We start from the raw sequence: 21448 nt of genomic DNA on the forward strand, positions 1-21448 counted from the left end.
CTGGTCAGACGCCCGACTCTGCGGTGCGGACGAGGATGCGGCCGCAGTTGTCGCACCGGACGACGGCGTCCTTGGGCTCGGCCTTGATCGCGTTGAGGTCGGCGTTGGCGAACTCGACCCGGCAGCCCTCGCAGCGGCGCTGGGCGAGCCGGGCCGCGCCGACCCCGCCCTGCTGCTCGCGGAGCCGGGTGTAGAGCTTGAGCAGGTCGGCCGGGATCACCTTGGCGACGACCTCGCGGTCGCGCCCGACCTTCTCGACGTCGGCATCGATCTCGGCGAACGCGGCGTCCCGGCGCTCCTCGGCCTCCTTGAGGACGACGGTGGAGTGCTCCAGACGGGCCGTCAGCTCGGTGACCCGGGTCTGCGAGGACTCCAGGCGCTCCATGACCTCCAGGACGACGTCCTCCAGGTCGGACTGGCGCTTGGCGAGCGAGCCGATCTCGTGCTGGAGGTTCTCCAGGTCCTTCGGCGAGGTGACCGCGCCGGAGTCCATCCGCTGCTGGTTGCGGGCGGCGCGGGTGCGGACCTGCTCGACGTCCTGCTCGGCCTTGGTCTGCTCGCGGGTGGTGTCGGAGAGCTGGGCCTGGGCGGCGATCACCAGGTCCTTGAGCGCGACGTGGTCGGCGGCGACCTTCTCGATCTCGGCGAGCTCGGGCAGGGTGCGGCGCCGGTGGGCCAGCTGGTCGAGGCGGGAGTCGATGGCCTGCAGGTCGAGCAGGCGGATCTGGTCGGCGGGCGCGGCGTTCACGCGGGGGCTCCTGTGGGATTCGTCAGGTCGGCGGGGATCAGGCGGTGTAGGGCATCGGGGCGTGCCCCGTCCACGGGTCGGTGACCAGGCGGGAGACCCGGGTCTCCAGCTGCCAGCCGTGCTTGCCGGCGGCGTCGGTCAGGGCCCGGTCGGCCAGGGTCAGCCAGGGCCATTCGGTGGCCCAGTGCGCGGCGTCGAGCAGGGCGACCGGGGACGCCTCGGCGGCCTCGGAGGCCGGGTGGTGGCGCAGGTCGGCGGTGAGGTAGGCGTCGACACCGGCGGCGCGCGCCTCGGCGAGGAAGCTGTCGCCGGCGCCGCCGCAGACCGCGACCCGGCTGACGGTGTGCTGCGGGTCCCCGGCGACCCGGACGCCGGCGGCGGTCGGCGGGAGGCCGGCGGCGACCTGCGCGGCGAAGGCGGAGAGCGGCATCGGCTCGGGCAGCATGCCGACCCGGCCGCTGCCGCGGCGGCCCGCCGGGTCGGTCGGGTCCGCGACGAGCGGGCCGGTGACCAGCAGGCCGACGGCCTCGGCGAGGGCGTCGGAGACGCCGGGGTCGGCGTGGTCGGCGTTGGTGTGGGCGACGTGGAGGGCGATGCCCTGCCGGATCAGGGTGTGCACCACCCGGCCCTTGACGGTGCTCGCGGCGACGGTGGTGGTGCCGCGCAGGTACAGGGGGTGGTGGGTGACCACCAGGTCGGCGCCCCAGCCGACGGCCTCGTCGACGACGGCCTGCACCGGGTCCACGGCGAACAGCACCCGGCGGACCTCGTCCTCGGGATCCCCGCAGACCAGGCCGACGGCGTCCCAGGACTCCGCCCACTGCGGCGGGTACAGCTCTTCGAGCGCGGTGATGACGTCGGACAGTTTCGGCACCTGTCGAGACTACCGCGCCCGGCGGGCCGGGCCGCCCGCTCCGGGGCCGCCCGGCACCGCACAGGTGCGCGTCAACCGGCACCGGCGGCCCGCCCGGGGGTGCGGACGGTCGCCGCTCCCGGCGCTCCCTTTCGGCGCACGCCCACACCGGTGGATCGGCCCATGGGGGAAACGCGATCTGGATCACTCGTACGAGTGAAGTGACCCGGGCTGCGTTGAGCCCCATCCACCTCGGAAGTAACTTCAGTTCCGCGAACGAGAGTTGCCCAGGCCGTGGGGGTCGGAGGGCGCCGCGCCGAATCCCGGGCCGATGGCGGAAGGGGGCTCGGCGGTGCGGCGCCGGGCTGCGCTCGTCCTCCAGGAACAACCGGGCAGCGGTGCCGGAGCAGTGGGCACCGGACGCCGAGACGAAGGGGTGTGGAGCGGGATGGGCACAGGCACACCACTGCGTTCGGCCGCCCGGCCGGGGCCGGTGGCCTCGTTGCTGGAGGTGGCGCGGGCGGCCGTGGCAGGTGCCCGGGGGCAAGGAGGGGACGGCGGCTGGGGGTCGCGGTCGAGGGCCCCTGGTGCACCATGCGGCCGCCCGCGCCGACCGGGTCGGGCACGCCGCCCGGCCCGCGGCTGCACGTCGGCGCGCCCCCGGGGCGTACCCGGCCGTCCTGGCCGCGGTGGCCCGGGTGGTCGCCGCGGACCCGTGCCCGTTCCGCTTCACCGCGGAGCAGGCGGCACCCGCCGGCGAACGCCCGGAGGCGGCCCCGGCACGCCTGCCGGGGCGGGCGGTCACCGTGCTGCCCGTCGACGAAGCCCAGACCCGGCGGCTCACGGCAGCCCTGCGGCGGGCCACCGCCGCGCTGCCCGGCACCGCCGTGCTCGCCGACACGCCCGTCGGCCCGGGCCCCGAGGCACGCCCGTCGGTCGACCCCGTCGAGGGGAGGGGTCGACCGACGGTCTGCTGGGGGCCGTTACGCGCTGCCGCCCGCACCACCCGGCGGCGGCGGCGTGGTGTTCGGCACCGACACCCTGACCGGCGAGCCGGTCGTCGTCCGGCGGGCGCCGCTCGACGGCCCCGGCGGTACGGCCGCGCGCGACGCGCTGCGCCGGGAGGCCCGGCTGCGGGCGCGGCTCGGCCGGGCCGGCCTGGCACCGCGCGCCCTCGGCCTGATCGGCCACGAGGGCATGCTGCACCTCGTCCGCCGCCACGTCCCCGGCCGGCCGCTGGACGGCTGGGTGGCCGACCGGCTGCGGCACGACGGCGATCCCGGCGTCTGCTGGGCCGAGGCCGGGCCGGTCGCGCTGGCCCTGCTCGACCTGGTGGACGGCGCCCGCGCCGAGGGCCTGCCGCCGACCGGGCTCACCCCCGGGTCGGTGGTGGTGGGGCCCGACGGCGGTGTCCGGCTGGTCCACGCCCTCGCATGCGCCGAACCGGGCACCCTGGCCGCCCGCCGGGCCCGGCACGGCGCCGACGGCCACGCCCTCGGCGGGCTGCTGTTCCTGCTCGCCACCGGCCGGCCGGCGGCCCTCGCCGAGGGCTTCCCCGAGGCCCGGGCCGGCGCCCCGCAGGCACCACCCGACCTCGTCCGGCTCGGCCGCTGGCTGGCCCTGGCCGGCCGGCAGGGCGAGAGCGCCCGCCGGCTCGCCCCGGCCGTCCTCGGTCTGCGCGCCGCCGACCCCGCCGAACGGTGGACGACGGCCCGCGCCAGGTCCGTCCTCACCACCGGCTGCTGACGGCACCGGGGTGAGGACGGTGCCGCACGGTCCGCCCGGCCGGGTCCGCCCGACCGGGCCCGTCCCGCCCCGGGGCGGCGCCCGCCGCCCCGGGCCCCCGCCGCACCCCGCCACCCAAGGAGGCGAGCCGCCCGTGAGCACCGTCGCCCGCACCGCCGCTCAGGCCCTGCGCCGGCTCAGTTTCACCTTCGCCCCCGACGGCTCGCACGCCGCCTGCCTGGCCGCCGGGCCGAACGGCGGCTGGTTCGCGGAGAGCTGGCAGCTGCCCCCGGACGGCTCGCCCGCCGCCGTCACCGCGCTCGCGCTGCCCGGCGGCCGTACCGAGAGCATGCTCGCCCAGCCGCTGGCCCTGCCCGACGGCCGCGTGCTGCTCTGCCGGCACGAGGGCGACCGGCACGCCCTCGTCCTGCTGGCCGCCGCGGAGGAGGCCCGCGAGCGGGAGATCGCCGTGCTGCGGGTGCCGGCTCTGCGGCTGCTGCCGCTGCCTGCGGGCGCCGCGGCGGGCGGCCCGGTGGCACTCGCGCTCGGCACCGACGCCCGCCCGGTCACCACCGTCTGGCTGGTCACCGCCGACGGCGGGCCGCCGCAGCCGCTCGCCGAACTCCCCGGACTGCACGGCGGCGGGGTGTGGCTGGACGACACCGGCCGGCTGCTCGCCGTCGACCGGCTCGCCGCCGGACACGTCCGCACCGTCGCCGTCGACCTCGCCTCCGGCGCCGTCACCCCGCTGCTGGAGCTGGGCGAGCAGAGCAACGACCGGCTGCTGCGCTACGACGTCCGGACGGGCCTCGGGCTCGTCCGCAGCGACGCACCCGGCACCGACCGGCTCGGCTGGGGCCTGCTGGGCGGCGCGGGCCCGATCCGCTTCCCCGAGTACCTGCACGCCCTCGGCCCGCACCTGCAGCCGGTGGCCCTGGCCCCCGCCGCGGCCCCGGACGAGGGCTCCCGGGTGGTGCTGCTCGCCGACCGCGGCGCCGCGTCGACCCTGCTGCTGTGGCGGCCCGGCAGCGCACGGCCGGTGCCGCTGGCCGTCCCGCCGGGCCGGTTCGGGGCCGTCGCGCACTGGTCCGCGGCCGGCCTGCGGATGCCGTACTCGGCCCCCGACCACCCGGCCGCCCTGGCCACCCTGGACGTCGACGCCGCCGCCGCGGGACCGGGCGCCGCCACCGTGGCCGCCGGCGGACCGCTCCCGCTGCACCTGGCCCCGCTGCACCTGCCCCCGCCGGGCGCCGCGCACCCCGCCGCCGGACCGGAGACGGCCCGGATCCCGGCCGCCCGCGCCGCCGGCCCGGCCGGAGCGGCGGCGGGCTGGCGGCTGGAGGGATCGACGGCACCCGCGGACGGCGGCCGCTGGCACGGCGCCCGGGCCCTGCAGCTGACCGGCGCGGCCGGTCCGGTCGAGGCCGTGGTCTACGGCGGGGACACCTGGCAGGCCGCCCCGCACCTGGTGCTGGCCCTGCACGGCGGCCCGGCCGATGCCTGGCGGCTGGAGTTCGACCCCGCCCTGCAGCGGATGGCCGCCGCCGGCCTCGCCGTGGTCGCCCCGAACCAGCGCGGCTCCAGCGGCTACGGGCCCGACCACGCCGCCGCCATCCAGGACGCCTGGGGCGGCCCCGACCTCGACGACGTCCTGCACCTGCTGGACGTCCTCGCCGGGCAGCGTGCCGCGCTCGGCCTGGAGCCGCCCGCGCTGTTCGGGGTCAGCTACGGCGGCTTCCTCGCCCTGCTCGCCGCCGCGCACGCGCCCGCCGGGCAGGTCGCCCGGTGCGCGGTGGTCGCCCCGTTCCTGTCCGGGCAGCGGCTGCTGGCCGAGTCGGCGGCGCCCGTCCGGGCACTGACCACCCGGCTCGGCGGCGACGTCCCGCTGGACGACGCCCGCGGCCCGCGCGACGTCCTGCAGCTCGCCCACCGGATCGCCGCGCCGCTGCTGATCCTGCACGGCGACCGCGACGAGGTGGTGCCGGTCGGCCAGTCCCGCACGCTGCGGCAGGAGCTGCTGCGGCTGGGCCGCGCGGAGGGCGCCGCGTTCCGGTACGTCGAGGCGGTCGGGGCCGGGCACGAACTGCTGGCCGAGGACGGCGCCGCGGTGCTGCACGAACTGCTCGCCGGATTCCTGCGCACCGGGCAGCCCGGCTGAACCGCCGGGCGGCGGCCGGGCCGCCGCCCGGCGGGCCGTCCGCGCACTGCGGCGCGCGGGCCCCGATGCGCGGACGCCGTGCGCGGACGGTGACCGGCTGGGTAGGCTCCTGTGGCGTTCGGCCGCCTCGGCGGCGCCAGCCCGGGCCGTGACCGCACCCGGCCCGCCCGACGGTGCGCCTTCCGCACCGCAGAGCACGGAGAAGACAGACCTGATGTCCGAAACCCTCACCGACACCACCGAGCACGACCGCACCGCGCCCGGCGCCGACGAGGCCACGGCCGAGCACGACGTGCACGGCCGGCACCGGGGCTCGACGGCCCCGGACGACCTCCCCGACGCCGACCCGCACGGACGGCACCGGCGCTGACCCGCGATCCACCACCGCGGCCCGGGGCAGACTGCCCCGGGCCGCGGTGTCGGCACCGCCCGGCGGGTCAGTCCATCGTCACCACGGTGCGCAGCGCCGTGCCGTCCCGCATCTGCGCGATCGCCTCGTTGACGCCGGCCAGCGGCACCCGGTGGGTGACCAGTCCGGCCAGGTCGAAGCGGCCGGCCCGCCACAGCTCGACGACCCGGGCCGCCGTCCGGGCCACGTCGCCGCCGCCGTACAGCGAGGACAGGATCCGCTTCTCGTTGAAGAAGAGCTCGCCGAGGTTGAAGGAGACCAGGTCGTCCCTGGCTCCGGCGCCGACCACCACGACCGCGCCGCCGCGGCGGGTCGCGTCGTACGCCGCCCGGACGGTCTGCGCCCGGCCGACGGCCTCCAGCACGTAGTCGTAGCCGCCGGCGGGCAGGCCCCGGGCCGCGGACTTCAGCTCCTCGGGGGCGAGGGCGTCGGTGGCGCCGAGGGCGACCGCCCGCTCGCGGCGGGAGGCCACCGGGTCGACCACGGTGATCCGGGCCGCCCCGCACAGCCGGGCCGCCTGCACCGCGGCGACCCCCACGCCGCCGGCGCCGAGCACCGCGACCGAGGCCCCCGGTTCGACCCCGGCCGTGTTGACCACCGCGCCGAAGCCGGTGGTGACGCCGCAGCCGACCAGGGCGGCCAGTTCGTACGGCAGGTCCGCGGGGACCTCCAGCACCGCGTCCGCGGCGACGACGACCTCCTCGGCGAACGCCCCGGTGCTGTAGAAGCCGTACACCGGGCGGCCGTCCGCCCCGAGCCGGAAGCCGGGCACGGAGAGCCGGCGCAGGCCGGCCGTGCACAGGTGGGTCTCGCCGCGCAGGCAGAGCGGGCAGGAGCCGCACGGCGGCATCCAGCAGAGCACCACCCGGTCGCCGACGGCCCGGCCGGGCGTGTCCGGGCCGACCTCGACGATCTCCCCCGCACCCTCGTGGCCGGGCACGAACGGCGCCGGCTGCGGCAGCACCCCGCTCATCGCCGACAGGTCGGAGTGGCACAGCCCCGCCGCGTGCAGCCGCACCCGGACGGTGCCCGGGCCGACCGGGACGGTCTCGACGTCGTCGCGGACCTCCAGCACGTCCTGTCCGGTCTCGTGCAGGATCGCTGCGCGCATGGTCTGCTCCCGTTCCTCGTACCCGCCCGTGGCCGCCGTCGGCGGCCACCCGAGCGTACGGTCGGCCCGCGCCGACGGGTACCGGACGTTCGTCACGCCGCCCGCACGGCCCCGTCGCCCGGGCCTCCACGACGGAGCGCGGACCGGGGGCCGAGCGGCGCACGGACCGCCGCTACCCTCCGGTAGGGTCCGGTCCACCGCCCCGTCCGCACGGCCCAGCAGGGAGCAGCACCATGACCGACCTCCACCAGCCGGACGCCCGGTCCACGGCCCGTCCGGAGCCCGCGGTGCTGGCCGCCTTCGAGGCGGCGACCGGCTTCATGCCGCTCGACGAGGGCCTGGCGCTGTACGCGGCCGCGGTGGAGGCGGCCGGACGGACGGGCCTGCCGGTGCTGGAGATCGGCACCTACTGCGGCCGTTCGGCGATCCTGCTCGCGGACGCCGCCCGCCGGACGGGCACCGTGGCGCTGACCGTGGACCACCACCGGGGCTCGGAGGAGCAGCAGCCCGGCTGGGAGTACCACGACCCGTCGCTGGTCGACCCGGAGGTCGGCCGGATGGACACGCTGCCGCCCTTCCGCCGGACGCTGTTCCACGCGGGGCTGGAGGAGCACGTGGTGGCCCTGGTCGGGCGGTCGCCGCAGATCGCCGCGCTCTGGGGCGGCCGGCTGGCGCTGGTGTTCATCGACGGCGGCCACACCGACGAGCACGCGGGCGGCGACTACGCGGGCTGGGTGCCGCACCTGGCCGAGGACGGTCTGCTGGTCGTGCACGACGTCTTCCCCGACCCGGCGGACGGCGGCCAGGCCCCGTACCGGGTCTACCTGCGCGCGCTCGCCGAGGGCTTCGAGGAGGTCTCGGTGACCGGCTCGCTGCGGGTGCTGCGCCGCACCGCCCGCTGAGCCCGTCCTGATCCGCTGCGCCGTTCCGGGCACTTTCGGGCCCGCTCCACCGTCTGACGACACGGCCCCTGCCGCCCGGGTGCCGCCGTGCCACGGCGGGCCACGGGTCGGTACGGTGTCCGACAGCAGTCGAACGGCTGGGCACGGCGCGGTGGGCAGGACGCGACAGACAGCGGGCGAGGGCAGGGAATGACGGATCAGGACAACACCGCGCCGGCGGTCTGGGACCCGACCGCGCGGGGCGGTGCGGGCGGCTGGGTGCGCCGCAGGCAGGAGTCGGCCGCACCGCCGCCCGCACCGCCGCGTCCCCCTGCGGTCCCGGCGCCGGGCGGCCAGCCGCCGCCGGGCAGGCCCGGGCCGCCCGCCCCCTCCCCCGCGGCCGGGCCGGACGACCACGCGACCACGCTGCTGCCGCCCGTCCCGGGCGGGTTCGACGACGGCCCGCCGCTGGGCCGCCCGTACGTCACCGCGGCGCCGCCCGCGGCGGGCGGACCCGGCTTCCCGGCCGCCGAGCCCGGCTTCCCGCCGGCCCCGCCGCAGCGCTTCGGCCCGCCGCAGCCGCAGGGCTTCCCGCCCCCGCCTCAGGGCTTCCCGCAGCAGGGCTTCCCGGGCGCGGCGCCGACCGGCTTCCCCCGCAGGGCCCGGCCCACGGCGGCCAGGGCTTCGCAGGCCAGGGCTTCGGCGGGCAGCCCGCCGGGGGCGCCCCGGGTACGCCGGGCAGTCCTTCGGCGGGCAGGCCCCGGGCGGGCCCGGCGGCGGGTACGAGGACCCGGGGGCCGAGGAGCCCGCCCGCCGCCGCACACCGCTGCTGGTGGGCGGCGCCGTGGCGCTGGTCCTGCTGCTCGGCGGCGGGACGGTCTGGGCCCTGCAGGGCTCCGGCTCGGACAGCAAGGGCAAGGCGGCCGGCACGGCCGCACCGCCGCCCGCGGCGGGCGGCGGCTCCGCCGCTGCGAGTGCCCCGGCGAGCGCGGGCGCCTCGCCCTCGGACTCGGCGGGGGCCTCCCCGAGCGCCGGGGCCGGGGCCGCCGCGGAGGCCAAGGCGCTGGACGCGCTGCTGGCCCGCGGAGAGAGCGCCAAGGCGCCGATCGGCAGCGCGGTGGCCAAGGTCGCCAGCTGCCCGGCGAAGGCCGAGATCGACAGCGCCGCCCAGGTCTTCGACGACGGCGCCACCCAGCGCGACACCCTGCTGGGCGACCTCGCCAAACTGGACCTGCACGACCTGCCGGGCGGCGCCGACGCCGCCGTGCTGCTGAAGAGCGCCTGGCAGCAGTCCGGCGACATCGACCGGGCGTACGCCGCCTGGGCCCGTACCGTCAGCAGCCAGGGCTGCAGCGGCAGCACCGCCCCGAACACCGCCGACCGAAAGCGCGCCAACGACCTCAACCCGCAGGCCACCCAGTCCAAGCGGGACTTCGTGGCGAAGTGGAACGCGATCGCCTCCACCTACGGACTGACCGAGCGCACCTGGGACAGGATCTGACGCACCCGTGACCGGCACCACGTACCACCCCCAGCCCGAGCGCCCCCGCCGCTCCGCCCGCCTGCGCGCCGTCGTGCTCGTCTGCGCCGTCCTGGCCCTGTGCACGGCGGGCTGGTTCGGCCGCCAGGCGCTGGCCCGCGGCGACGACAACCGGCCGGCCGCCGCGCCGCCCGCCGAGAGCCCGTCCGAGCTCGACCCGCTGGCCGGCCTCCCCTCGCCGTTCGGCACGGCCGTGAGCAGCCCGTCCGCGTCCGCGGGCGGTGCCCCGGCGGGGGCGGCCTCCGCGGCGCCCTCGGGGGCCGGGCCGCTGGCCGGCCGGACGGTCCTGCTCGACCCCGGGCACAACACCGGCAACGCCGCGCACACCACCGAGATCAACCGCACGGTCGACATCGGCAACGCCCGCAAGGAGTGCGACACCACCGGCACCTCGACCAACGCCGGGTACAGCGAGGCCGAGTACACCCTGGACGTGGTGCACCGGGCCCGCGAGATCCTGAAGTCCCGCGGCGCGACCGTGGTGCTGACCCAGGACGGCGACCGGCCGTGGGGCCCGTGCATCGACGAGCGGGCCCGGATCGGCAACAACGCCAAGGCGGATGTCGCCCTGTCGGTGCACGCCGACGGCGCGCCCGGCTCCGCCCACGGCTTCCACGTGATCATGCCCGGCAAGGTGGTGGCCGGGCCCGCCGACACCTCGGCGATCGTCGACCCGTCGCACCGGCTGGGCGTGCTGCTGCGCGACACCTTCCACACGGCGACGGGCGAGCCGTACGCCACGTACATCGGCAAGGACGGCCTGGACACCAGGACGGACCTGGGCGGGCTGAACCTGTCGCGGGTGCCGAAGGTGTTCATCGAATGCGGGAACATGCGCAACACCGAGGATGCCGGACACATGACCGACGCCCAGTGGCGGCAGAAGGCGGCGCTGGCCGTCGCCGACGCGCTGACCTCGTACCTGACGGCCGGCCGCTGACCGCGCGGCGGCCCCGGCGGCGGACGGCGGGGCCACCGTCACGGTCCCTTCCCGGGGCCGCCCCGGTTCGGCGCCGAAATCCGGGGTATCCCCGGGGCGCTGTGCACCGCACAGCGGTCGGGGCCTAGGCTCTTGGCCGTCCGGGCACATCCCGGGCTGTCGGCGGACCAGCCCGACACGCAGTCCACGACTCACACCAACGAGGGGAATGTCAGTGAATCTGCGCGCTCTCACGCGGGGAGACGCAGCCGTCGCAGGTGCGGCCGTGCTGCTCTTCATCGCGTCCTTCCTGCCGTACCTGACGGTCAGCATCTGCATTCTCGGCAAGTGCCAGTCCTCGTCGACGAACGCCTGGGAGTCCGCGCTCTTCCCGCTGCTGCCGTCGGTGTTCCTGCTCGGCATCATCGCGGCCGCGCTGATCCTGGTGCACCGCTTCCAGGGCGCCGCCTCGGCCGACCGGCAGGTCCTCGGGCTGCGGCTGGACCAGTGGGGCACCGCACTGTCGGTGGCCTCGTTCTGGGGCGCGCTGTGGGCGCTGGCGGGCGGCGGCGACGCGCAGAGCCACGGTCTCGGCGCCTGGCTGGCGCTGCTGTCCACGCTGGTGCTGGCCGGTGCGGCCGCGGCGGGTCCGCTGGTGCCCGCGCTGCAGGCCCCGCTGCTGACCGACAAGCCGGCCGCCCCGGCCGCCCCCGCGGCGCAGGGCTACCCGGGCTACCCGCAGGGCGCGGGGCAGCAGGGCGTGGGCCAGCAGGGCCAGCCCGGCCCGTACGGCTACCCGGGTGCGGTGCAGGCCCCCAGCCGGGCGGCCTGCAGGCCCAGGCGTACGGCGGCGAGGCGCAGCCGGCCGGCGGTTACGGCTACCCGGGTGCGGCGCAGGCCCCGCAGGCGCAGGCCGCTCCGGCGGCCACCGCCGTCCAGCCGGCGGTGCAGGAGGCGCCCGCCGCCCCGTTCCAGCCGTTCTGGTTCGCGGTGCCGGCCGTCCGTCAGCTGGCCAACAAGGACAACCCGGCGGCCCCGCCGGCCGGCGAACTGGTGCCGGGCACCTGGTACCTGGCGGTCGAGCAGCGCGGCGGCGCCCTGGTGGCGCAGCTGCAGGACGGTTCGCACGGTCTGCTGGCCGACACCTCGGGCATCCAGCGCGGCTGATCCGCGGCACGACGCGCAGAGTGGGGCGGCTCCCGGTCGGGAGCCGCCCCACTCTGCTGTACGGCCGGTTCAGCAGCAGTCGTTGACCACCAGGCCGGCGGGCAGCAGGTCGCCGCCGAAGACCGTGACGGTGGCGTGGTCGCCGCCGAGCGCGGCGACCGCGAGCAGCAGCGCACCGGCCGTCCAGGTGGTGCGCTCCTCGGGCCACAGGGCGTCGTCCTCGAAGACGTAGCCGGTCCAGTACGAGCCGTCGGTGTGCCGCAGGTGGGAGATCGAGCGGAGGATCTCCACCGAGCGGTCGGACTGGCCGGCCGCCCAGAGGGCGAGGGCGAGTTCGGCGCTCTCGCCGCCGGTCACCCAGGGGCGGTCGCTGACGCAGCGCACGCCGAGGCCGGGGACGACGAAGCGGTCCCAGTCCCGGGCGATCCGGCGGTCGGCGGCCTCGCCGCGCAGCGCGGTGCCGAGGATCGGGTAGTACCAGTCCATCGAGTAGCGGTCCTTGTCGAGGAACCGCTCGGGGTGGTGGGCGATGGCGTGGCGCAGCCGGCCGGCCGCGAGCTCCCAGTCGGGCTGGGGGTCGTCGAGGTGGTCGGCTGCGGCGAGTCCGCAGCGCAGCGCGTGCAGGATGCTGCAGGAGCCGGTGAGCAGCGCCTCGTTCGGGGCGGTGCCGTCCTCGTCCTGGCGCCAGGCGATCGGGCCGTCGGGCAGGCGCAGTCCGACGGTGAAGTCGAGGGCGCGGCGCACGGTCGGCCAGATCCACTCCAGGAAGGCGTCGTCGCCGGTGGCCTGGTGGTGGTGCCAGGCGCCGACGGCGATGTACGCGCAGAAGTTGGTCTCCTTCGACGCGTTGGTGACCTCGCCCGCGGTGTAGGCGGCGTACCAGGAGCCGTCGGCGTTCTGGTGCTCGACGAGCCAGCGGTAGGCGGCCTCGGCGGCGGCGTGCTCGCCCGCGGTGTCCAGGGCCATCGCGGCCTCGGTGTGGTCCCAGGGGTCGAGGTGGCCGCCGGTGAACCACGGGATGGCGCCGTCGGCCTGCTGGTCGGCGAGGATCGAGCGGACGGTGGCGGCGGCCTGCTCGGCGTCCAGCACCCCGTCCAGCAGCAGCGCCTCCGGGACGGCGGCCGTCACTTGCCCGCCCGGTGCGGCTTGGCGGCGTAGACCACGAAGCTCTTGCCGATGACCGGGTTGAGGGCCTTCTCGGCGGCCTTGGTGATCGTGCTGATCACCGGGGTGCCGACGATGTCCCAGACCAGCAGCTGGTGGTAGGCCTTGACCGGCAGCGCCTTGTCGTTGTTCACGCCGACCGCGCACTTGATCCACCAGTACGGGGAGTGCAGGGCGTGCGCGTGGTGGGTGCCGTAGGGCTCCAGGCCGGCGCCGCGGACCTTCTCGACGAGCTCGTCGCCGCGGTAGATCCGGATGTGGCCGCCCTCGACCTCGTGGTACTCGTCGGAGAGCGCCCAGCAGATCTTCTCGGGCAGGTAGCGGGGCACGGTGACGGCGAGCAGGCCGCCGGGCTTGAGGACGCGGACCATCTCGGCGAGGACGCCCTTGTCGTCCGGGATGTGCTCCATCACCTCGGAGATGATGATCCGGTCGAAGGTGTCGTCGTCGAAGGGCAGGTTCAGCGCGTCGCCCTCCATCGCGGTGGCGGAGGCGCCGGCCGGGGCCTCGCCGGCCTCTTCCATGGCCGCGAACCACTTGCGGACCTCGGCGATCTCGTCGCCGTTCTGGTCGAGGGCGACGACGTCGGCGCCGCGCCGGTAGCACTCGAACGCGTGCCGGCCTCCGCCGCAGCCCAGGTCGAGCACCCGGTCGCCGGGGGCGAGCGGGAAGCGGGAGAAATCGACGGTCAGCACTGCGGGGCTCCCATTCGTTGCTGCTGTACTGAAGAGGGTTGACGGAGCGTCAGGCGACGTAGCGCCAGCCGTGCCCGGCGCGGGCGCGCTGCCCGGCCCCGGTGGCGACGGCCGCGCGGTAGCGCTCGGCGGTGAGTTCGGCGGCCCGCTGCCAGGTGAAGTTCGCCAGCACCCGGGCGCGGCCGGCGGCGCCGAGGCGCTCGCGCAGGTCGGGGTCGTCGAGCAGCCGGCCGAGCGCGGCGGCCAGCGCCCCGGCGTCGCCCGGCGGCACGGCGAGGCAGGTCTCGCCGTCGGGGCCGGCGACCTCGGGGATGGCGCCGCCGGTGGTGGCGACCAGCGGGGTGCCGGTGGCCATGGCCTCGGCGGCGGGCAGCGAGAAGCCCTCGTACAGGGAGGGGACGCAGGCCACCTCGGCGGAGCGGTACAGGTCGACCAGCTCGGCGTCGGTGAGGCCGGTGCGGAAGTCGATGTGTGCCTCCAGGCCGAAGCGGCGCACCGCGTCGGCGACCGGCCCGTCGCCCTTCTGCGGTTTGCCGACGACGACCAGGTGGGCCTCGCGCTCGGTACGGACCTTGGCGAGCGCCTCGACGAGGTGGACGAGACCCTTGAGCGGGACGTCGGCGGAGGAGGTGGTGACGATCCGTCCGGGCACCACGGGGACGGCCGCGTCCGGCGACCAGAGGCGGGTGTCGGCGCCGATCGGTACCACGGCGACGGCGCCGGGCGCGGCACCGAGGTGCTCGACGATCTCGGCCCGGGAGCTGCCGGAGACGGTGATGATGTGCTCCAGGCGCCGGGCGACGCGCTTCTGCATCCGGGTGAAGGCGTACCAGCGGCGCAGCGACAGCCGCTTGAGGGCGGTCGGGGCCGCCTCCAGCTCCAGGCGGCGGTCGACGGTGATCGGGTGGTGGACGGTGGTGACCAGCGGGAACCCGTGCCGCTCCAGGCCGAGCAGGCCGTAGCCCAGGGTCTGGTTGTCGTGGACGACGTCGTAGCGGCCGCGGTGCCGGGCGAGGTACTGCCGGGCGCGCAGCGAGAAGGTGAGCGGCTCGGGGAAGCCGCCGGTGCGCATGGTGGCGTACTCGAGGACGTCCACCGGGCCGCGGTACTCGGCGAGGGCCGGGGTGCGGAACGGGTCGTCGCTGCGGTAGAGGTCGAGGCTGGGCAGTTCGACGAGCCGGACGCTGCCGGGGCCGTCGACCTCGTCGAGCACGGGGAACGGCTGGGCGCCGATCACGTCGACGTGGTGGCCGAGCCGGGCGAGCTCGCGGGAGAGGTGGCGCACGTACACGCCCTGGCCTCCGCAGAACGGGTCGCCACGGTAGGAGAGCAGGGCGATCCGCAGCGGTCGCGGCAGCGCGGTCATGCTGGCCCCTTATCCCTACTCCAACCCAGCCCCGGCGGCCGCAGCGGTTAAAGTAGATCACGTTTCACGGTGGTGTGGCGGTCGTCGTCGGGCAAGTGAACGACGAGAGACCTCGAAGATACCGGCCCGTAGCTTCCCGTTTCGGGCCGGGGCTGGTGATTCACGCCACGCCGGCCGTCCGTACCCGTCGGCGCACTGGGGGCACCGTTGGCACCGAGTACCGCAGCAGGGGTTCACCTCTCCCCGCGCCAGGCCGAGCGCCGGCTGGCGATCCTGCGCGCCGCCACCTCGCTGGCCGCCCGGGGCGGCTACGAGGCCGTCCAGATGCGCGAGGTCGCCGAAGGTGCGCAGGTCGCACTGGGCACGCTGTACCGCTACTTCCCGTCCAAGGTGCACCTGCTGGTGGCGGTGATGGAGGCCCAGCTGCGGCGGCTGCGCGAGGAGGTGCGGCGTCGCCCGCCGGCCGGCGACGGGCCCGCGGAGCGGGTCGCCGCAGCGCTGGCGCAGGCCTTCCACGCCCTGCAGGGCGAGCCGCGGCTGGCCGAGGCGATGGTGCGGGCGCTGTCCTTCGCGGACCGCTCGGTGGGCCGCGAGGTGGACGCCGTCGCGTCGCTGACCTCGGAGATCGTGCTGGAGGCGGCGGGCCTGGCGGAGCCGCCGACGGCCGAGCAGCAGGCCGCGCTGCGGGTGATCGGCCACACCTGGCACGCCAGCCTGCTGGCCTGGCTGTCCGGCCGCAGCTCGCTCGCCGAGGTGCGGGCCGACCTGCGGACGGCGGCCCGGCTGCTGACCCCGCCCGACTGAGGCCCGGGCAGGGCCCGGAGCCGCGCGACGGGCCCCGCACCGGAGCCGGAACTGCAACACGTTCCACCGGGTGTGCCTGCGGCCGCCGGGGCCCGGCCGGTTAGAGTTCGCTGCGCACGACAACTCCATCCGCCCCTCCCGGGGGAAGCCGGTGCGAATCCGGCGCTGACCCGCAACCGTGAGCCCGCCGTCCCGGCGGACGAGCCGGACTGCCCGGGCCGGGGGCGAGCGGCCGGCCGGCTCGTCCGGTTCCGTCGAGGTCTACGGGCGGCCCGCCAGGGCTGCTGCACCGCTCATCGAAAGGCTCACCCTCACCATGCTCACCGCCGCCCGCCTGGGCGCCACCGCGCTGGCCGGCCTGCTGCTGGCCGGCAGCGCCGCCGCCCCCGCCCTGGCCGACACGCCCGCGCCGTCGCCGGTCACGCCGCCCGCCGCGCTGTACGGCAAGGGGGACCCGACGTACGACGGCGTCTGGCGCCAGTCGCTCGCGCTGACCGCCCTGGCGAGCGCCCACGTGGTGCCCGCCGCGAGCGCCGTCGACTGGCTCACCGGCCAGCAGTGCGCCGACGGCGGCTGGCCGTCGTTCCGCGCCGCCACCACCGCGGCCTGCGACCCGAAGACCGAGGACTCCAACGCCACGTCGGTCGCCGTCCAGGCGCTGACCGCGCTCGGCGGGCACCAGGACGCCGTGGCCAAGGGCGTCGGCTGGCTGAAGGCCAACCAGAACACCGACGGCACCTGGGCGTACAACCCGGGCAGCCCCGGCGACGCCAACTCCACCGGTCTCGCGGCCGCCGCGCTGACCGCCGCGCACATCGACCCGGCGACCGTCGCCAAGGCCGGCGGGAACGCCTGGAACGGCCTGTCCGGCTTCCAGCTCGGCTGCACCGCGCCCACCGCCCGCGGCGCCTTCGCCTACCAGCCGGCGCCCGACGGCACGCTCGCCGCGAACGACCTGGCCAGCGCGCAGGCCGCGCTGGCCGCGGCCGGCGGCGCCCTGCCGGTGACCACGACCGACCGCCTCGACGCCGCGCCCGCCGCGCTCGCCTGCCCGGCCGGCGACACCTCACGGACGGTGCCGCACGCGCAGTCCGCCGAGGCCGCCGCCGCGTACCTGGTGGCGCAGCTCGGCGCCAACGGCCAGCACCTCATGCTCACCACCCCGGGCGCCCAGCCGGCCCCGGACCTCAACGCCACCTCCTGGGCGGTGCTGGCGCTCGTCCGGGCCGGGCACCCGCACCAGGCGGCGGCCGCCGCCGACTGGCTGGCCGGCAACGGCTACACCTGGGCCGCCAAGGGCAAGAACGGCACCGACCCGTCCGCCGCGGCCACCCTGCTGCTGGTCGCCCAGGCCGCCAAGCTCGACCCGTACAACTTCGGCGGCACCAACCTGGTGCAGCTGCTGCTGGACGCCGGCCCGGCCGCCGCGAAGACCCCGGCGGCCGCCGCGTCGGCCGCGTCCGCGAACCCGGACGGCACCAAGGCGCCCGGCTCCGGCATCACCGAGGCCGACGACAACGGCGGCTTCTCGCCGATCTGGCTGGTCGGCATCGGCCTGGTGGTCGGCATCGGCGGCGGTCTGCTGATCAGCATCAACCGGCGCCGCCAGGCCGCGGCCGCCGCGGCCGCGCCCAGCGGTGACGACGCCGCCGCCGGGGGCGACGGACAGTCGTGACCTCCGCGCTGCGCAGGACGGCGGCGGCCGCGGCCGTCGCCGTCCTGGCCACCCTGCTCGCCGCCGCCCCAGCCCAGGCCTCCGCCTACCGGTACTGGTCGTTCTGGTCGTGGTCCGGCGGCACCTGGGCCTACCAGCAGCAGGGCCCCGCCCTGTACGTGCCGCCGGACGGCTCGGTGGACGGCTGGCGGTTCGCGCTGAGCCCCGACGGCGGCCGCGACGCGGCCCGGCCCGGCAGCGCCGGCGACTTCGCCGCGCTCTGCGCCGCCACCCCGGCCCGGGCCGGCCACAAGCGGGTCGCGGTGGTGCTGGACTTCGGGACGGCCGCCGACGCACCGGCCGGCGCCGGGGCCCTGCCGGCCGCCCGCAGCGCCTGCGCGTCCGTGCCCGCAGCCGCCACCTCGGCCGAGGTGCTGGCGACACTCGCCCCGCCGCTGCGGTACGACACCAACGGCATCCTGTGCGCCATCGCCGGGTACCCGCGGGCGGGCTGCGGCGAGGCCGTCGCCGACGCGGCCCCCGACCACGGCGGCTCCGGCACCCTCGGCGGCACGCTCGGGTCGGTGCTCGGCGGTGTGCTCGTCCTGACCCTCGGCGCCGGCGCCTACCTGCGCTCCCGGCGCCGGCACTGACGGACGGCCCGATGTCCCCGACCTCCGCGCCACGCGTCGCCGCCCGGTCCGCCGCGCCCCGCTCCGCCCTGGGCCCCCGGCGGCTGCATCCCGGCGCCTGGTGGCTGTGGTCCCTGGGCCTGGCCGCCGCCGCCACCCGCACCACCAACCCGCTGCTGCTCCTGCTGATCGCCGCCGTCGCGGGCTACGTGGTGGCCGCCCGGCGCGGCGACGAGCCGTGGTCCCGCTCGTACGGGGCCTTCCTGCGGCTCGGCCTGGTGGTGCTGGCGATCCGGATGGGCTTCACGGTGCTGCTCGGCTCGCCCGTCCCCGGCACCCACGTGCTGCTCACCCTGCCCCGGCTGCCGCTGCCCGACTGGGCGCAGGGCGTCCGGATCGGCGGCCCGATCAGCCTCGAGTCCCTGCTGTTCACGCTGTACGAGGGGCTGCGGCTCGCGGTGCTGCTGGTCTGCCTCGGCGCGGCCAACGCCCTGGCCTCCCCCAGCCGGCTGCTGCGCGCCCTGCCCGGCGCCCTGTACGAGGCCGGGCTGGCCGCCGTGGTGGCGATGACCTTCGCGCCGAACCTGGTCGCCGACGTCCGCCGGCTGCGGGCCGCCCGCCGGCTGCGCGGCCGCACCGACCGCGGTGTCGCGGCGCTGCTGAGCGTCGGGCTGCCGGTGCTGGAGGGCGCGCTGGAGCGCTCGGTCGCGCTCGCCGCGGCCATGGACAGCCGGGGCTTCGGGCGGACGGCCGCCGTGCCGCCGCGGATCGCCCGGGCCACCGCCGCGCTCACCCTGCTGGGCCTGGTCGGCGTCTGCGCGGCCCTGTACGGGCTGCTCGGCGCCGAGGAGCCGGCTGGGCGCTGCCGGTGCTGCTGCTCGGCCTGGCCTCGGCCGCCGGCGGGCTGCTGGCCGGCGGACGGCGGACGGTCCGCAGCCGCTACCGGCCCGATCCGTGGGCGCTGCGCGAGTGGCTGGTGGCCGGCTCCGGCGTCGCGGTCGCCGTGCTCACCGTCTGGTGCGCCGGGCGGTACCCGGCCGCCTTCGCACCGTCCGTGGTGCCGCCGACCGTACCGGAGCTGCCGCTGCCCGCGGTCGCCGCCGTGCTGCTCGGCCTGCTGCCCGCCGTCGCCGCCCCCGCCCTGCCGAGGAGGAGCCCGTGATCACCTTCGAGCAGGTGTCCGTCCAGTACGCCGACACCGCCTCCCCCGCGATCGCCGGCCTCGACCTGACCGTGCCCGAGGGCGAACTCTGCCTGCTGGTCGGCCCGTCCGGCTCCGGCAAGTCGACCCTGCTGGGCACCGTCAACGGGCTGGTCCCGCACTTCACCGGCGGCACCCTGCACGGGCGGGTCACCGTCGACGGCCGGGACACCCGCACCCACCGGCCGCGCGACCTCGCCGACCTGGTCGGCACGGTCGGGCAGGACCCGCTCGCCCACTTCGTCACCGACACCGTCGAGGACGAACTCGCCTACGGCATGGAGTCGCTCGGCCTGGCACCGGACGTGATGCGCCGCCGGGTCGAGGAGACCCTCGACCTGCTGGGCCTCGCCGACCTGCGCGACCGCGCCCTCACCTCGCTCTCCGGCGGCCAGCAGCAGCGCGTCGCGATCGGCTCGGTGCTCACCGTCCACCCGCGGGTGCTGGTGCTGGACGAGCCGACCTCCGCGCTCGACCCCGGCGCGGCCGAGGAGGTCCTCGCCGTGCTGCAGCGCCTCGTCCACGACCTCGGCACCACCGTGCTGCTCGCCGAGCACCGGCTGGAACGCGTCGTCCAGTACGCCGACCGGGTGCTGCTGCTGCCCGGCGCGGGCGGGCCCCCGGTGCTCGGCGACCCGGCCGAGGTCATGGCGCACTCCCCCGTCCACCCGCCGGTGGTGGCGCTCGGGCGGGCGGCCGGCTGGTCGCCGCTGCCGCTCTCCGTCCGGGACGCCCGCCGCCGGGCCGCCCCACTGCGCGAACGGCTGGCCGGCCGCACCCCGCCCTCCCCCGCCGCCGCACCCGGCGAGGTGCTCGCCGAGGCCGCCCGGCTGGTCGTCCGGCGCGGTCCGACGGCCGCGCTGCGCGGCGCCGACCTGGACCTGCGGGCCGGCCGGATCACGGCGCTGATGGGCCGCAACGGCGCCGGCAAGTCGACGCTGATGGGCAGCCTGGTCGGGCTGCACGCGCCGGCCGGCGGCACCGTCCGGGTCGGCGGGCTCGTCCCGCACAAGGCCCGCCCGCAGGAGCTGATCCGGCGGATCGGACTCGTCCCGCAGGACCCGCGCGACCTGCTCTGCACCGAGAGCGTCGGCGCCGAGTGCGCGTCCGCGGACCGCGACGCCGGCGCGCCGGCCGGCACCTGCCGCGCCCTGGTCACCGGCCTGCTGCCCAGCCTCGACGACGACCGCCACCCGCGGGACCTCTCCGAGGGCCAGCGCCTCATCCTGGCCCTCGCCGTGGTGCTCACCGCGAAGCCGCCGGTCATCCTGCTCGACGAGCCGACCCGGGGCCTCGACTACGCCGCCAAGGCCCGCCTGGTGACGGTGCTGCGGGAGCTGGCGGCGGCCGGGCACGCCGTCCTGCTCGCCACCCACGACGTCGAGCTCGCCGCCGAACTCGCCCACCGCACCGTGGTGCTGGCCGAGGGCGAGGTGGTCGCCGAGGGCCCGACCGCCGAGGTGGTGACGGCCTCCCCGGTCTTCGCTCCGCAGGTCGCGAAGGTGCTGGCCCCGGGACCCTGGCTGACCGTCGGCCAGGTCCGCGCCGAGCTGGACGGACCGGCGTGAGCGCCGCCCGGCCCGCGCCGCTGGGCCGCCGCTCCGGCGCGGCGCTGATGCTGCTCTCCGCGGTGGGCGTGGCCGCCTTCGGCTGGCCGCTGCTCGCCTCCCCGGCTCCGACCTGGTCGGTCACTCCGCCGACGCGCCATGGCTGTTCGCACTGCTGCTGCCGCTGCTGCTGGCCGTGGTGGTCGCCCAGATCTCCGAGGGCCGGTCGGCGGGCGGCGGCGCACCCGGGCTGGACGCCAAGGCGGTCGCGCTGCTCGGCGTGCTCGCCGCGGCCGGGGCCGCGCTGCGGCCGCTCGGAGCGGGCACCGCCGGGCTGGAGCCGATGTTCTTCCTGATGGTGCTGGCCGGGCGGGCCCTCGGACCGGGCTTCGGCTTCGTGCTGGGCGCGGTCTCGATGTTCGCCTCGGCGCTGCTGACCGGCGGGGTCGGCCCCTGGCTGCCGTTCCAGATGCTCGCGATGGGCTGGGTCTGCCTCGGCGCCGGGCTGCTCCCGGGCGCCGGCGCGCTGCGCGGCCGCGGCGAGCACCTGCTGCTGGCGGCCTACGGCGCCGTCGCCGCCGTCGGGTACGGCACGGTGATGAACCTCCAGGGCTGGCCGTACATCGCCGGGGAGGCGAGCTCGATCGCCTTCGTGCCCGGCGACCCGCTCTCCGCGAATCTGCCGCGGTTCGCCCTGTACTGCCTGACCACCTCGCTCGGCTGGGACCTGCCGCGGGCCGCGCTCACCGCCGCGCTCTGCCTGAGCGTCGGCGGGCCGCTGCTGCGGGCACTGCGCCGGACGACCCGCCGGGCGGCGTTCGACGCGCCGGTGGCGTTCGAGCCGCCCGCCGGCCGGGACTGACCCGGTCGGCGG

General features: G+C 77.4%; 16 protein-coding genes and 4 pseudogenes. 14 read left to right on the top strand and 6 right to left on the bottom strand.

The genetic code is table 11. The annotated features are described in order from the left end of the window. Positions 1–4: 4 nt before the first annotated feature. Together ABEB13_RS13785 and ABEB13_RS13790 are read right to left on the bottom strand one after the other, a co-directional pair. Positions 5–748 carry a zinc ribbon domain-containing protein gene (locus ABEB13_RS13785; protein WP_345705755.1) on the bottom strand — a complete coding sequence of 248 codons (744 nt, stop codon included), beginning with the start codon at positions 746–748 and terminating at the stop codon, positions 5–7. A 37-nt stretch (positions 749–785) separates the two neighbouring features. Then, positions 786–1622, bottom strand: a complete 837-nt coding sequence (locus tag ABEB13_RS13790; protein WP_345705756.1) for a Nif3-like dinuclear metal center hexameric protein — start codon at positions 1620–1622, stop codon at positions 786–788. A gap of 566 nt (positions 1623–2188) precedes the next feature. On the opposite strand from ABEB13_RS13790, the pseudogene ABEB13_RS41110 reads away from it, so the two are divergent. From ABEB13_RS41110 to ABEB13_RS13805, 4 genes and pseudogenes are all read left to right on the top strand, one after another. Beyond that, positions 2189–2509 (top strand): annotated as a pseudogene (locus tag ABEB13_RS41110) (class III lanthionine synthetase LanKC N-terminal domain-containing protein); the annotation flags it as partial. A gap of 112 nt (positions 2510–2621) precedes the next feature. Continuing rightward, positions 2622–3347 (top strand): hypothetical protein, encoded by a 726-nt coding sequence (locus ABEB13_RS13795; RefSeq protein WP_345705757.1) that lies wholly within the window; start codon positions 2622–2624, stop codon positions 3345–3347. A 133-nt stretch (positions 3348–3480) separates the two neighbouring features. Further along, complete coding sequence (locus tag ABEB13_RS13800) at positions 3481–5484, top strand: S9 family peptidase (RefSeq protein WP_345705758.1); 2004 nt, start codon at positions 3481–3483, stop codon at positions 5482–5484. Positions 5485–5698: 214 nt separating this feature from the next. Then, positions 5699–5854: a hypothetical protein gene (locus ABEB13_RS13805; RefSeq protein WP_345705759.1), complete on the top strand. Its 156-nt coding sequence runs from the start codon at positions 5699–5701 to the stop codon at positions 5852–5854. Positions 5855–5921: 67 nt separating this feature from the next. Here ABEB13_RS13805 and ABEB13_RS13810 read toward each other — a convergent pair whose 3' ends face one another. Beyond that, positions 5922–7004: an alcohol dehydrogenase catalytic domain-containing protein gene (locus tag ABEB13_RS13810; RefSeq protein WP_345705760.1), complete on the bottom strand. Its 1083-nt coding sequence runs from the start codon at positions 7002–7004 to the stop codon at positions 5922–5924. Positions 7005–7237: 233 nt separating this feature from the next. Between ABEB13_RS13810 and ABEB13_RS13815 the strand changes: the two genes are divergently transcribed. The 4 genes and pseudogenes from ABEB13_RS13815 (at position 7238) to ABEB13_RS40540 (ending at position 11511) form a co-directional block, all read left to right on the top strand. Further along, positions 7238–7906, top strand: a complete 669-nt coding sequence (locus ABEB13_RS13815) for a class I SAM-dependent methyltransferase (RefSeq protein WP_345705761.1) — start codon at positions 7238–7240, stop codon at positions 7904–7906. An 811-nt stretch (positions 7907–8717) separates the two neighbouring features. Beyond that, positions 8718–9386, top strand: a complete 669-nt coding sequence (locus ABEB13_RS13820; RefSeq protein WP_345705762.1) for a hypothetical protein — start codon at positions 8718–8720, stop codon at positions 9384–9386. A 73-nt stretch (positions 9387–9459) separates the two neighbouring features. Further along, positions 9460–10365: an N-acetylmuramoyl-L-alanine amidase gene (locus tag ABEB13_RS13825; protein WP_380232669.1), complete on the top strand. Its 906-nt coding sequence runs from the start codon at positions 9460–9462 to the stop codon at positions 10363–10365. Between the two features lie 214 nt (positions 10366–10579). After that, positions 10580–11511, top strand: a pseudogene (locus ABEB13_RS40540) (hypothetical protein). 69 nt (positions 11512–11580) lie between these two features. On the opposite strand, the gene ABEB13_RS13835 reads toward ABEB13_RS40540, so the two are convergent. Genes ABEB13_RS13835 through ABEB13_RS13845 form a run of 3 tightly spaced genes read right to left on the bottom strand, consistent with a single transcriptional unit; the run spans position 11581 to position 14736 of the window. Continuing rightward, positions 11581–12639 (bottom strand): prenyltransferase, encoded by a 1059-nt coding sequence (locus ABEB13_RS13835; RefSeq protein WP_345705765.1) that lies wholly within the window; start codon positions 12637–12639, stop codon positions 11581–11583. Further along, positions 12636–13370: a class I SAM-dependent methyltransferase gene (locus ABEB13_RS13840; RefSeq protein WP_345705766.1), complete on the bottom strand. Its 735-nt coding sequence runs from the start codon at positions 13368–13370 to the stop codon at positions 12636–12638. The genes ABEB13_RS13835 and ABEB13_RS13840 overlap by 4 nt, the downstream gene beginning before the upstream one ends. A gap of 49 nt (positions 13371–13419) precedes the next feature. After that, entirely contained in the window at positions 13420–14736 is a 1317-nt protein-coding gene (locus tag ABEB13_RS13845) for a glycosyltransferase family 4 protein (RefSeq protein ID WP_345705767.1), read from the bottom strand. 207 nt (positions 14737–14943) lie between these two features. Here ABEB13_RS13845 and ABEB13_RS13850 point away from each other — a divergent pair, with 207 nt between their 5' ends. The 6 genes and pseudogenes from ABEB13_RS13850 (at position 14944) to ABEB13_RS13875 (ending at position 21436) form a co-directional block, all read left to right on the top strand. Beyond that, on the top strand, positions 14944–15540 hold the full coding sequence (locus ABEB13_RS13850) for a TetR family transcriptional regulator (RefSeq protein WP_345705768.1): 597 nt from the start codon (positions 14944–14946) through the stop codon (positions 15538–15540). 316 nt (positions 15541–15856) lie between these two features. Continuing rightward, positions 15857–17215 (top strand): SCO2321 family membrane protein, encoded by a 1359-nt coding sequence (locus ABEB13_RS13855; RefSeq protein ID WP_345705769.1) that lies wholly within the window; start codon positions 15857–15859, stop codon positions 17213–17215. After that, complete coding sequence (locus tag ABEB13_RS13860) at positions 17212–17847, top strand: SCO2322 family protein (RefSeq protein WP_345705770.1); 636 nt, start codon at positions 17212–17214, stop codon at positions 17845–17847. Before ABEB13_RS13855 ends, ABEB13_RS13860 begins: the two co-directional genes overlap by 4 nt. 11 nt (positions 17848–17858) lie before the next feature. Further along, positions 17859–18988 (top strand): annotated as a pseudogene (locus tag ABEB13_RS13865) (energy-coupling factor transporter transmembrane component T family protein). Next, on the top strand, positions 18985–20595 hold the full coding sequence (locus ABEB13_RS13870) for an ABC transporter ATP-binding protein (protein WP_345705771.1): 1611 nt from the start codon (positions 18985–18987) through the stop codon (positions 20593–20595). Before ABEB13_RS13865 ends, ABEB13_RS13870 begins: the two are co-directional and overlap by 4 nt. Before the next feature lie 47 nt (positions 20596–20642). Then, positions 20643–21436, top strand: a pseudogene (locus tag ABEB13_RS13875) (ECF transporter S component). The last annotated feature ends 12 nt before the right edge of the window (positions 21437–21448 follow it).

Origin of the sequence: Kitasatospora paranensis (assembly GCF_039544005.1) — a bacterium.
GTDB classification, from domain to species: domain Bacteria; phylum Actinomycetota; class Actinomycetes; order Streptomycetales; family Streptomycetaceae; genus Kitasatospora; species Kitasatospora paranensis.